This window comes from Marinospirillum insulare DSM 21763 (assembly GCF_000686905.1).
Lineage (GTDB): Bacteria > Pseudomonadota > Gammaproteobacteria > Pseudomonadales > Halomonadaceae > Marinospirillum > Marinospirillum insulare.
Window position 1 is genome coordinate 98,751 of the sequence record NZ_JMLW01000008.1, and the last position, 12,389, is coordinate 111,139.

Sequence of the window (12,389 nt, forward strand, 5' to 3'; positions counted from 1 at the left end):
CAATAGTATGATTATGCGCAAATATACTTATAAGCTTTACCCTAAACCTAAGCAGGCCGAAGCCTTGCTTGGGCAATTGCGCTTACATCAGCAACTTTACAATGCCGCACTGCAAGAGCGCATAGAGGCTTATCAAAAGTGCGGGATTTCTATTACCTATAATAATCAGCAAGCCAGCCTGACTCAGATTCGAGCAGAGCACCCTGAGTACAAAGCGCTGTCATGCACATCAGAGCGTATGACACTGAGGCGCTTGGATAAAGCATTTAGCGCTTTCTTTGCACGCGTTAAACGTGGCCACACTGCCGGATTTCCTCGTTTTAAATCGTTAAGCCGTTTTCACAGTTTTGATCTGTTGGACACTAAATTTCAGCATGGCGAGCGTAAGCATGGCTGCTTGTTTATTAAAGGCGTGGGTCACATTCAGGCGCGGGGCAAGTCTCGACTCCTTGGCAAAATCAAAACCTCTCAGGTGCAGCACAAGCACGGCTCTTGGTGGCTATCACTGACTGTAGAAGCAGAGCCAGACCGCGAGTGTATAGAGAAAAAGGCTTGCGGTATCGACTGGGGTATAGAAAAGCTCATCACGTTAACTCAACCCGGTGGTGAGTATTTCTCTATCAAAAATCCTCGCTACTACAAAACTGGCGAAGCTCAGCAAACCGCTTTAGAACAAAGCATCACTAAAAAGAAACGTGGCTCAAATAACTGGAAGAGGGCTTGCAAAGCACTCTCTTGCTTCAAGAGAAAACAGGCAAATCAACGCAAAGACGCACAGCACAAACTTACCAGTGCAATAGCTAACCGCTATACACTGGTAGCAATGGAAGAACTAAGCATCAAAAACATGAGCCGTTCAGCCACAGGTACTTGTGAGCAGCACGGTAAAAACGTAAAACAAAAAGCAGGACTCAATCGGGAAATACTCGACACAGCGCCAGCCGCGCTCATGTCAATGATTCGCTACAAAGTGGAAGAAACTGGTGGCGAATTAGTAAGCACCCCAACTAGAAAAATAAAACCCTCGCAGCGTTGCCCACGCTGTCATCATACGCATAAAGGAAACCGCACAACACAGGCTAATTTCACCTGCACTGCTTGTGGCTTTCACCAAAATGCAGATGTGGTGTCAGCTTATAACAGTGCTGCTTGGGCATTAGGTTTGGGGCGGGAACACGTCCCAGAGGTATTTGCCTCGAAACCGCTTCTAAGCACAGCTTAGTGGCGGTAATTTCATTAGCTTAAATACTGAGCCTGTGAATATCTCTGTGTACAAATGGGGATAAGTCGTGTGTATAACTTGTGTGGCTAGGTTTTAGGCTTATTGATCTAAATTAAGCTTTCATTCGATTTTTAGGCATTCATGCTTGCGCTCCACTAGTATCCTAAAGAATCGATTGAGTTGGGAGTAAGCTAATGGATCGTGGGCGTGAAGTTAAGCTCAGTGAAAGCGACATAATAGTCAGTAAAACGGATCCTAAAGGTCGAATTACTTACGCTAACAGGCGGTTTATGCAAATAGCTGGTTATGCTGAACCAGAGCTATTAGGTAAGCCACATAACTTAATTCGTCATAAAGATATGCCAAGAGGTGTTTTCCGTCTTTTATGGTACACCCTGCAGCAAAAGCAGGAATTTTTTGGTTATGTAAAAAACCTCACCTCCGATGGCGGGTTTTATTGGGTTTTTGCCAATATAACCCCAGACTTGAGAGCCGACTCTAGTTTAGCTGGCTATTTTTCTGTGCGTCGCCGACCTAATTATGCAGCAGTAAAGCAGGTGAGCGAATGGTATAAAAAAATGCTTGAAATTGAATCTAAAGAGTCTGCCAGTCGTGCACCTGAGGCTTCTTACTTGTGGCTTAAAGAAAAAATAGTGCAGCAGGGGTGTAGCTACAATGACTTACTGACACGACTTGAAGCCCTAGAGGAGTAGCCTATGTTTCAAGCAGCTAAAAGCCCTCATGTTTCAAAAGGTATTCCCTTTTTAGGTAGTAAATTTTTAATTGTTTGTATTATTTTTAACTTTTTAACACTCGTTACAGCTTTGGCAGCTTACTTTAGCTCTAGCTGGGTTTGGATAGTGGTTCCTTCAGTGCTGGCTTTGTTGTTTACTGTCTATGTAGCGCGTTATTCCCATAAACCTTTAATGACCTTGTCACTTATTTATTCAGCCTTACAGAAAGCAAGAGTAGGTGAAATGCATCACCGAATAACGCGTACTAAAGGTTTAGGAGAAGTGGGGCAGGTTAGTTGGGATCTTAATGACTTTTTAGACCTAATTGAAACCTACTTTAAAGAAGTAAACTCTGCATTTGCTGCAGTAGCAGAAAAAAACTATTCACGCAAAGCTATGCCAAAGGGTTTACCAGGAGAGTTTGCTTTATCCCTAAAAAGTGTCAATCAATCTATACAGGCCATGCAAGAAAATGAAACTTTTACAGAGCAAAACCGCTTAGCGACTCAGTTACATAAATTAAATACGCATAATTTACGCGAAAACTTACAGCTAAGTCAGCAAGACTTAAAAGAAATTAGCGAACTAATGAATAGCATTGCTTGGTCTTCTGAAAAAAATACTGAAAATGCTTTAACCAGCCAGGCAAGCGCCGCAAAACTAGGTGGGTTACTACAAAAAATTACTGCCAGCGTTATTTTGGTGGGAAATACAGTTGAAGAGCTTAACCAACAAAGCGAGGCAGTAACTAGCACCCTGCAAGCAATCACAGATATTTCGGATCAAACCAGCTTGTTGGCGCTCAATGCATCCATTGAAGCTGCTAGGGCTGGTGAACAAGGCAGAGGTTTTGCTGTGGTGGCCGATGAGGTAAAGCAGCTTTCAAACAAAACAAAAGAGGCAGCTTTAAGTATTGGGGCAACATTACAGGGCTTTAATGAACAGGTTGGTACTTCTTTAGAAGGCGCTAGAGAAAGCAAAGAACTAGCTGAGCAAATTATGAGTGAAGTAGAAGGTTTTCAGCAGCGTTTTGCTGAAGTAGCAGAAGATGCTAGCCAAACTTTACTTCAGGTAGAATACATTAAAGATTTAAGCTTCGCTTCTTTGTTAAAAGTAGATCATGTTATTAACAAACAGCGCAACTACGCAACTTTTAACCAGTCTGAAAACTTAACTGCTCAAACAGCAGAGGCGGTGACTAGTCGTTTACACAAGTGGCTAAACCAGTCTTTAGAAAATAATAGCTCGAGTTTATATGGCTTAGAACAACTAAAAGAAAACCATAGCTTAATGCAGCAAAAGGTTGCAGAAGCTACAGCACTTTACCATCAATCTAGTGCTATAAAACACGAGCAACTAGTGGCAATCATGAGTGAAGCAGAAAACCTAAGCCAGGATCTACTCAAGGGTCTAAGTAACTTAGTTCACCAGCGTTACAATAAACAAAAGCTAACTAGCTAGCTTGTTGAGTTTTTAGTTTTCTTAGTCTAAGGCCAGTTTGCTCTGTATCCACAGGTCGACCATAAAAGTAGCCTTGAATAAAGTCACAACCTTCTTGGCGCAAGTAATCGGCTTGTTCTTTATTTTCCACACCTTCAGCAACTACGCTCATTTTTAAACCACGGCAAAGTGCCAAGGTAGATTCAACGATAGCTTTATCTGCTTGGTTTTTTGGTAAGCCTTTAACAAAAGCTCTATCAATTTTTAACTGGTTAACTGGCAGGTGCTTTAAATAAGCTAAAGAAGAGTAGCCGGTTCCAAAGTCATCAATAGCAAGGTTAACGCCTCTAGATGATAGTTCATTTAGCTTTTCTAGGTTGGCGGAGTTTTGTTCTACAAACACTCCTTCCGTCAGCTCTAGCTCTAAACAACTGGGTTCTATTTGATTGTCTTCCAAAGCCTTAAGAAGGTTACCTACAAAATACTCACTCTGAAATTCAATAGGCGATACGTTAATAGCTATACAGGCAGGAGCAACTCCTTCTTTTTGCCATTGAGCATATTGTTTTAATGCTTGCTGCATTACCCAATGGCCAAGAGACTCCATTAAGCCATGACGTTCTGCTAAGGGGATAAAGTGGTCGGGTGGAATAGTCCCTAAGGTTGGATGAATCCAGCGAAGCAAAACTTCTAATGCGTGAATTTCTTCAGTATTTGCGGCAATAAGAGGCTGATAAAAAAGACTCAACTCATTTTTACTTAAGGCTTCACGTAGCCCTTGTAAGTAAGCTAAAGGATTCTTTTCTGACCGTAAATCTTCACTAAAAAAGCGTGTTTTTCCTGCGCCTTTGCTTTTAGCTGCATGCAAGGCTAGTTCAGCTTCTTGTAAAACAGAACTACTTGTAAGGCTAGCATCTTCCCAAATTGTAACGCCTATAGAGATACTGAACTCCATTAGACGACCTAATATAGAAAAGGGTTTACTTAGGCACTTTCTTAACCCTGTAATTTCTGCCAGTTGATCGGCTTCACTGCTGTTAGCTATTGGTGCTGCAAGAATAAACACATCAGCTGAGTGGCGAGCGACCAAACCTTGACTGCTACATTTTTGTAAGCGCTTAGCGATGTTATTTAAAAGCTGGTCTCCAACAGTAAAGCCATAACTAGAGTTAACGAGTTTAAAATTATTTATATCAAGTAAAAGTACGCACCACTGCCTTTGAAGATTAGGCAGGTTCTTAGACAGTTTTCTTAAAAGGCTGGCAGTATTAGGTAAGCCAGTTAGGCGGTCGTTTTCTGTTGCTTGTGCTAGTCGCGCCTCTTGTCGGCGGTGCTCTGTAATGTCGCTAAAAATGGCAACAAAGTGGGTTATTTTACCTTGGTTGTTTTTTACAGCCTTGCAGGTTAACCATTCAAGGTAGACTTCACCGTCTTTACGACGATTCCATATTTCACCTTGCCAAATTCCTTTAGTGGTTAAGGCTTGCCAGTAGTCTTTATAGAAGTTTTTATCGTGATAGCCAGAGCTTAGAATACGTGGGTTTTCACCTAAGACTTCTTTTTCACTGTAGCCGGTTACCTGAGTAAATGTACGGTTAACAGCTATAATAGTGCCTGTAGTATCGGTAATGGTTACACCATCGTGGGTGTAGTCAAAAACCTCTGTCATTAAAGTTAGGGCTATCTTTTTTGAACGATTACGGTAGTTTTTAAACCACTGCCCTAGAAAAAAACTAAAAACCAGCAAAAAAACTAACAGAAGGAGCAAGCCACTTATTGAAACAGACAGGTTGCTCATCTAGCTATTTACTCGAAAAGGCTTTAGCTAAAGAGTGCATTTGCCTAATTTGCTCAGTTAAGTTGTCTGTACTTTGCGAAGTGGTAGCAGCCTGCGCGCGCGTACTTTCTGCAACTTCACGCAATTGTTGTAAGCTTTCTATAACACTACTGCTAGCCTGAGATTGTTGATGAACAGCTGTAGCAACACGCTGACTGGAATTAAGTACCTGGTCAGCAGCAGTAGTCATTTCACTGAGCACTTGTCCGGCTTTTACTATTTGTTCAACTGTGTTCTGGCTTTCTTGATGGCTTTCATCCATCTGTTTTACTGCTTGGCTGATATTTTGCTGAATAACTTTTATACGGTTAGTAATGGTTTCAGTTACGTCTTGCGTACTGCTAGCTAGTTGTCGAACTGCATCAGCTACTACCGCAAACCCACGCCCAGACTCGCCAGCTCTAGCCGCTTCAATGGCAGCATTTAAGGCAAGGAGGTTGGTTTGGTCTGCTATGTCTGTGATGGCACTAATGCTATCGCTAATGGAGTCAGCGTCTTCTCTTAGGTTTTCAATACTGCTTGTTGCTAAGTCATAACTATCTGCCATGCGTTGTACACTAGCTACACTAGCCTCAACACTTGTTTGACCTCTATGAGTTTCTTGGTCCATGTGTTGGCTGGCTTGGTTGATGCCCTCAATGCTTTGATCTATTTCTCTAATGCTAATGTCGAGTTGCTCTATCATGCTTGCTAGATCGTTTAAGTGAGCTTCTTGGTTGCCTACACTTTGTTCTGATTGTTGCATCGCTTTATCTGTGCTGGTGGCAACTTCATCTAAAGAGCTGGTAGCGTCTTGAACTCGGCCTATCACAGTTCTTAATTGTGCTTCTTGCATGCGTAGTGCTAAATCAAGTGCACCAAACTCATTCATGCTACCGCTATAAACTTGTTGGGCAACTGGGTTATCAACAAGGTTAAGGGCTTTCTGGTAGATGTTTTTAAGGGGGTTAAGAAACACTGCAGCAGAGCCCAAGATGATGAGCCCAAAAAAACCAACAGTTAAACCTGCCAAGCTTCGACTATCAACTAGGTAAAGTGTGGTTAGGGTAGAAAGAATTTGTAGTAAAATTAAACCTAAAAGCAAGCCATAAGCAGACCAGCGTTTGCGTGGTGCTTTTTGTTTTCCTGTGCGTATAGCTGTGTAGGTTTTTTCAGCACGCTCTACTAAGCTTTCTTCTGGTTTTACCCTGACAGATTGATAACCAACATGCTGGTTGTTTTCAAAAATGGGTGAAACGTAAGCATCTACCCAATAGGTATCACCATTTTTACAGCGGTTTTTTACTACGCCCATCCATGAATCGCCTGCCTTAATACGGGACCAGAGGTCAGCAAAAGCTAAAGGAGGCATGTCTGGGTGGCGTACGATATTGTGGTTTTTGCCTACTAGCTCTTCGCTAGAAAAGCCACTAATACGCTGAAAATCATCATTGGCGTAGGTGGTAGTGCCTTTGAGATTAGTAGTAGAAACCAATCGGTCTTGGTTGGTTAAATCGATTGCTTTGTCAGTAACTGGCAGGTTTATTTTCATGGTAACTTGGGTCGCTAGTGCTGCCGTATTTAATGGAATATTAGATTTGTATATTGTAACAGGTTAAGGGCTTGGATGTAGATTAAGTGTTATAACTTGATATCAATTAAGTGGGAGCGGATGCAAATTAGTAACTTTGTCAGTAAACTAAGCTCGTCAGTAAACTTAATTCTAATACCCCTAAACAAGAATCTAAAAACGGAAATATCTAGTGACCCAACAAAACTCTTATACTTACGAAGAACTTTTAGCTTGCGGCCGTGGTGAACTTTTTGGTCCTGGCAACGCCCAACTACCCATGCCTAACATGCTAATGCTAGACCGTATTCTTACTATTGATAAAGATGGCGGGTCTTATGGTAAAGGACAGATTATTGCAGAGTTAGATATCAAGCCTGATCTGTGGTTTTTTGATTGCCACTTTCCTGGTGACCCAGTTATGCCTGGCTGCTTAGGTTTAGATGCTATGTGGCAACTGGTTGGCTTTTATTTAGGCTGGCAGGGTAACCCAGGTCGTGGACGTGCCCTAGGTAGTGGAGAGGTTAAATTTACAGGCCAAGTATTACCCTCTGCCAAACTAGTTACCTACCGTATCGACATTAAACGCACCATGAGCCGCAGACTAATTTTAGGTATTGCTGATGGCGTAATGGAAGTGGACGGTCGTAAAATTTATGAAGCAAAGGATTTGCGTGTTGGTTTATTTTCCAGTACTAGTGGCTTCTAACGAGAGGATAAATTAATGAAACGAGTCGTCGTTACTGGGCTAGGTATTGTTTCATGCCTGGGGTCAGACAAAGCAAGTGTTCTTGATTCACTACGTCAGGGGCGCTCTGGTATTAAGTTTAAGCAAGAATATGCAGATATGGGCTTCCGTAGCCAGGTTGCAGGCAGTATAGATTTAAACTTAGATGAACTGATTGATCGTAAGCTAAAGCGCTTTATGGGTGATGCAGCTGCCTTTGCTTATTTGTCTATGCAGCAAGCAGTAGAAGATTCCGGTTTAACGGAAGACCAGGTGTCTAATGTGCGCACTGGGCTTATTGCTGGCTCGGGTGGTGCCTCTTCAGCTAACCAAGTTGAAGCAGCTGATGTATTGCGTGAAAAGGGTTTGCGTCGTGTAGGGCCTTATCGCGTTACTCGCACCATGGGCAGTACGGTTTCTGCTTGCTTAGCTACGCCTTTTAAAATTAAGGGTGTGAACTACTCTATTTCTTCTGCCTGTGCTACTTCGGCTCACTGTATTGGTAATGCAATGGAGATGATTCAGCTAGGTAAGCAAGACGTGGTATTTGCTGGTGGCGGTGAAGAAGAGCATTGGACCATGTCTTCTTTATTTGATGCCATGGGTGCTCTTTCAACCAGCTACAATGAAACGCCTGAAAAAGCATCGCGAGCTTACGATGCAGATCGTGATGGTTTTGTTATTGCTGGCGGTGGCGGCATGCTAGTGCTGGAAGAGTTAGAGCATGCTAAAGCCCGTGGAGCCAAAATTTATGGTGAGCTGGTTGGTTATGGTGCAACCTCTGATGGTTACGATATGGTCGCACCATCAGGCGAAGGCGCTGTACGCTGTATGCAACAAGCCATGGCTGGCTTAGAAGGCGAGAAGATTGACTATATTAATACTCACGGCACCTCTACACCTGTAGGTGATATGGCGGAATTAACCGCTATACGTGAAGTGTTTGGTGATGCTTGCCCAGCCTTGAGTTCTACTAAGTCTTTAACGGGTCACTCATTAGGTGCAACGAGTGTTCAAGAAGCTATTTACTCATTAATAATGATGGAAAATAACTTTATTGCAGCTTCTGCAAATGTAGACAAGCTAGATGAAGCCGCAGAAGGTTTAGACATTGTTATTGGTAAGGCGCGTGAAAATGTAACCTTGAACACTGTGCTTTCTAACAGTTTTGGGTTTGGCGGAACCAACGCTTGTTTAGTGTTTAAGCGTTATCAGTAGGTTAAGTTTTTAACTTATAGCATGAAAACCACCCCAACTTTTATAGGTTTGGGGTGGTTTTTTTATTGAGGCGGGCGAGGAATAGCGGATATTTCTACTAGCTGTTTTTCGACCCAAGCTTCAGCTTCTGCAATTACCTCGTCGGCTCTACGGTCAATCGTTGAGATGGGTTTGCCTATTCGCAGGGTTAATCTACCAGACATTTTAATCCAGCTTTTAGGGTTCCAATGCTCACCAGCATTATGTGCAACAGGCACTAAAGGTACTTTTGCTTTGCAAGCTATCATGGCTGCACTTTTACTAAATGGTTTGCGTTTACCCGGTGCAACACGCGTACCTTCAGGAAAAATAAGTACTGATAAACCCTCATCAAGCCTTTCACCACCTACCTTTAAAACTTTACGCAACATTTTAGCCGGCTGGCTTCTATCTAGCGGAATGGGCTTGATTAAACGTAGCCCCCAACCAAAAATAGGTATGTTTAGTAGCTCTTGCTTCAAAACGGTACAAAGTGGTGGCTTAAGTGTGTGAAGAATAATGGTTTCCCATTCACTTTGGTGGTTAGCAATCATTACATGGTTGCCGCTGGGTATATTTTCTAAACCTTCAAAGCGGTATTCAATACCACAAGTTATTCTAAGCCAAAAGAGTACAAAGCGATTGTAGATGTTGAGTAATGAGAAACGCTGCCTTAGAGGTAGAGGAATAGACAAAATAGCCATGGGTGCCCCGATCACCAGCAAGGCAACTAGGTAGCCAAAGTAGAATAAAATACTGCCTAAAGGGCGAGGTTTACGAGGTTTTGGCTGGCTCATTCAGCTGCTCCACTAATTTAGGTAGTTTTTCTCGCCATGCGCGAGGGTGCACACCAAAGGTATCTAACAAATGTTGGCTCGACATGCTTTTATGGCTGCTAGAGGATGCCTTTGGGTAGTCTTCAATATTTAGATAGCCAGCTAAGGTAGAACAAAGCTCGTCTTGAGTAACGGCTTCGTTACCTGCGTAATGATAAAGCCCCCAAGCTTTTGCTCCAGCATCTATTTGCAAAATAATGCCGAGTAGAACCCTGGCTAAATCATCTAATGGTTGCAAACCTCGGTAGGCAAGGGTTTCAGCAGGTTTGTAAGCTTTACATCTAGCAATGAGCTGGGCAAGGCCGCCTGTACAAGAAGCGCTAAGGCTGGGAGCTGTACGCAAAATAATAGATTTAGGCAGCTCTGCTACTTTGCTTTCTATATCTAAGAGGCTTTTTGCTAGTAAAGAGGTGTTGCTTGGTGAGTCTAGCTCACTAATATTTAACTGCTCAGGAGAGAAAACCAAGTCTGACGAAATAAGTATAATTTGTGCCTGTCTTAGACTACAAAGCTCAACCAGTGCAGAAACTTTTTCTTGCCATAAATCTAGTTGGTTAGAGGTGCAGCTTGGTGCGCCCGCCTCGGCAGTGGTGCCAAGAGGAGCTAGAAGCATAAATTGAAAGTCAGGAAGGGTTAATGCCTCAGTTTCTGGGTGTGCTTGAATGATCTCTAGCCCTGAGTAGCGACGAGACTCATTTTGTAATGCTTCTAACAAAGCTGGGTAATCTGAATAGAGCAGAATACGCATACAGCACCTATGGTTTATTTAACTAAAGATAAAAAAGCCCCAACCTATAAAGGTGGGGGCTAAAACAATTTAAGTTTTCTTAGTAGCGCTAGTGAGTAGTTTACTCTTTTTTTTAGTTGCTTGTCCAAACTGCCCTGTTTGGAGCTATTTGGAGCTAGTAGTGCATGCTGATACCTAAACTAAACTCTATGGATTTTTCCATACTGGTTTGCTTACTAGCTTGCAGCTTAACTGCTAGCTCTTTACTAACAGGAATATCTAACCCTGCCAAATACCTAACCACTAGTTTGTCACGACTAAATTCGCTGCTAGAGGCAAACTTATGTGTTTTAGTTTTAAGCTTTTCGTGGTAGCGCTCATGATAACCTAAACCTAGCTCAGCGCCTGCATAAGGTACAAAAGACCAACCATAAATGCTCAGTGGGTGACCACCAAATTCTGGCAACTGTAAGGCAGCCTGAGCATAAATTTCGTACTCCTGAGAATCTGTAGAGCTACCATACATAACACCCAAACCATAACGTATAGCACTAAAGTTTTTAATGGCTTCTAGTCTTAGGCGGTGAGTATTTTCATATTTACTAGCCACTGAGTAGCCATAAATTAATTGCAGTGCGTTTAAGTCTGTATAGGCATTAGTATAATTGGCAGTTCTTTCCTGCCTTGCTTTTAACTTGGCTTCTGCAGCTTCTTTACGCTGCTTTATTTTAGCCGCTTCCTGTTCAGTTAAAAGCCGCTGGTTAACTTCTTTACTTAGATTGGGCTTAAGCCTAATTTTATCTGTTTTAGAATCATAGTCATTGCTAATAGAATAAGTAATCATGCCATGACATTCTTCTAGCTCATGTACTTCACCTAAGGTGGCATCCTTACCATTCACTGTAAGGTAGGCATCTAAGTTTGGGCTTAAAAAGGTGATTTGCGGTGTTCTACCTAGCTTAGGATTGAAGCTTATTTCTTCACCTGCTTTAATAGTAAATGTTTCTTGGTGTTTACAGTAACCTTGATCCTGCCAAATAATGGTATGTTCACCACTGTTTACACGATGACTGCTACCATTACTAAAGGTTTTTCCATCTAGGCTATAACCAACTTCGGGTGTGCTAGCTATTACAACAAGTGCCTTATTGTACTCGTTATAAATGTTGGTTCTTAGCTCGCTAAGCTGGTTTATCTCAGATTTTTTACCTACCACCCTAGCCATACTAATGGCTGCATCTACATCTTGAACACACTGGGTTAGCACTTGGCGTCTTGGTTGCCAAGCTTCAGGGAGCTGGGTTTTACAGGCAGCAATGACTTTGTTTAAGGTTAAGGCTGCATCTTTTCTAAACTGGGCTTTATTTAAGGTAGCTAAATATTGGCCATCGTCTGTTTGCTTAACCTTAACGCCAGTTAAAATTACATTAGAAGATTGCTTGGAGGATTGACTAACATTTTTTGTAAAAGCACCTTCTTCAATTTGAATATCAGACTCAAACTGGCTTTTTACGGTGGTTAAAATTTGTTGAGCTAAATCTTCTCTGGCTTGTTCACGAGTAGAGCCCTGCCCTTGGTAGTTTTCTGCCCAAGCAAAACCAGAGCATAATAATGAAAAAACTAGAACCCAACTTATTCTACTTAATATAACCCTGATGCTTTGGATCATTAACAGCCCCCCCCTTAAAAATTTTATTGAGTATATAGAAAACATGATTCTTTACAAATAAATAGCTGTAAAAGTGGCTCTTCGCATTTAAGGGTGTAGAAAAGATCTGGCTCACTAGAAAAGGAGTCGGGTTTCTTAGAGAATGTAAGTTCCAACACAAACAAAACTAAGTCCCCCGACATGAGCAATCTTACCTTTTCTACCCCTGACCTTTCCACCTTTTGCCAATTAAATAAACTCGGCCTTGTTGCCACTGGACAGCATATTACTGAAAAACACGCTGTTATTGAGTGCCGTTTCGCTCAATCGCCAGAGCCTTGCCCTGAGTGCGCTGCTTGTGGCAATTCACGTGGCACTATTGATAGGCGTCTTGCCCACGTGCCTTATGGTCAGCGAACGACCACGTTACTGC

At 42.3% G+C, this 12,389-nt stretch carries 10 protein-coding genes and 1 pseudogene; 6 read left to right on the forward strand and 5 right to left on the reverse strand.

Features of this window, described 5'->3' with window-relative positions; translation table 11 throughout:
- The first annotated feature begins 7 nt into the window (after positions 1 to 7).
- The 3 genes from BP27_RS15240 to BP27_RS0104765 all read left to right on the forward strand — a co-directional run bounded on the left by BP27_RS15240 (position 8) and on the right by BP27_RS0104765 (position 3,417).
- On the forward strand, positions 8 to 1,222 hold the full coding sequence (locus BP27_RS15240; protein ID WP_051610308.1) for an RNA-guided endonuclease InsQ/TnpB family protein: 1,215 nt from the start codon (positions 8 to 10) through the stop codon (positions 1,220 to 1,222).
- Between the two features lie 194 nt (positions 1,223 to 1,416).
- Positions 1,417 to 1,935, forward strand: coding sequence for a PAS domain-containing protein (locus BP27_RS0104760; RefSeq protein ID WP_027850579.1), 519 nt, complete (start codon positions 1,417 to 1,419; stop codon positions 1,933 to 1,935).
- A 3-nt stretch (positions 1,936 to 1,938) separates the two neighbouring features.
- The gene (locus BP27_RS0104765) at positions 1,939 to 3,417 is read left to right on the forward strand and encodes a methyl-accepting chemotaxis protein (protein WP_027850580.1); all 1,479 of its coding nucleotides are present in this window, start codon (positions 1,939 to 1,941) and stop codon (positions 3,415 to 3,417) included.
- On the opposite strand, the gene BP27_RS15245 is transcribed toward BP27_RS0104765, so the two are convergent.
- A complete protein-coding gene (locus BP27_RS15245; protein ID WP_160169817.1) occupies positions 3,410 to 5,065 on the reverse strand; it encodes a putative bifunctional diguanylate cyclase/phosphodiesterase in 1,656 nt (551 codons plus the stop codon). The genes BP27_RS0104765 and BP27_RS15245 overlap by 8 nt on opposite strands.
- A gap of 133 nt (positions 5,066 to 5,198) precedes the next feature.
- Positions 5,199 to 6,764, reverse strand: a complete 1,566-nt coding sequence (locus BP27_RS0104775) for a methyl-accepting chemotaxis protein (protein WP_027850581.1) — start codon at positions 6,762 to 6,764, stop codon at positions 5,199 to 5,201.
- Positions 6,765 to 6,975: 211 nt separating this feature from the next.
- Here BP27_RS0104775 and fabA point away from each other — a divergent pair, with 211 nt between their 5' ends.
- Positions 6,976 to 7,491, forward strand: a complete 516-nt coding sequence (fabA, locus tag BP27_RS0104780) for a 3-hydroxyacyl-[acyl-carrier-protein] dehydratase FabA (RefSeq protein ID WP_027850582.1) — start codon at positions 6,976 to 6,978, stop codon at positions 7,489 to 7,491.
- Positions 7,492 to 7,506: 15 nt separating this feature from the next.
- Positions 7,507 to 8,727: a beta-ketoacyl-ACP synthase I gene (fabB, locus tag BP27_RS0104785; RefSeq protein WP_027850583.1), complete on the forward strand. Its 1,221-nt coding sequence runs from the start codon at positions 7,507 to 7,509 to the stop codon at positions 8,725 to 8,727.
- 62 nt (positions 8,728 to 8,789) lie between these two features.
- Here the strand turns inward: fabB and BP27_RS0104790 are convergent, their stop codons facing one another.
- From BP27_RS0104790 to BP27_RS0104800, 3 genes are all read right to left on the reverse strand, one after another.
- A complete protein-coding gene (locus BP27_RS0104790; RefSeq protein WP_027850584.1) occupies positions 8,790 to 9,542 on the reverse strand; it encodes a lysophospholipid acyltransferase family protein in 753 nt (250 codons plus the stop codon).
- Positions 9,520 to 10,329, reverse strand: a complete 810-nt coding sequence (locus BP27_RS0104795) for a sugar nucleotide-binding protein (protein WP_027850585.1) — start codon at positions 10,327 to 10,329, stop codon at positions 9,520 to 9,522. The genes BP27_RS0104790 and BP27_RS0104795 overlap by 23 nt, the downstream gene beginning before the upstream one ends.
- A gap of 154 nt (positions 10,330 to 10,483) precedes the next feature.
- Positions 10,484 to 11,977, reverse strand: coding sequence for a hypothetical protein (locus BP27_RS0104800; protein ID WP_027850586.1), 1,494 nt, complete (start codon positions 11,975 to 11,977; stop codon positions 10,484 to 10,486).
- 180 nt (positions 11,978 to 12,157) lie between these two features.
- On the opposite strand from BP27_RS0104800, the pseudogene BP27_RS16935 reads away from it, so the two are divergent.
- Positions 12,158 to 12,389 (forward strand): annotated as a pseudogene (locus BP27_RS16935) (ISL3 family transposase); the annotation flags it as partial.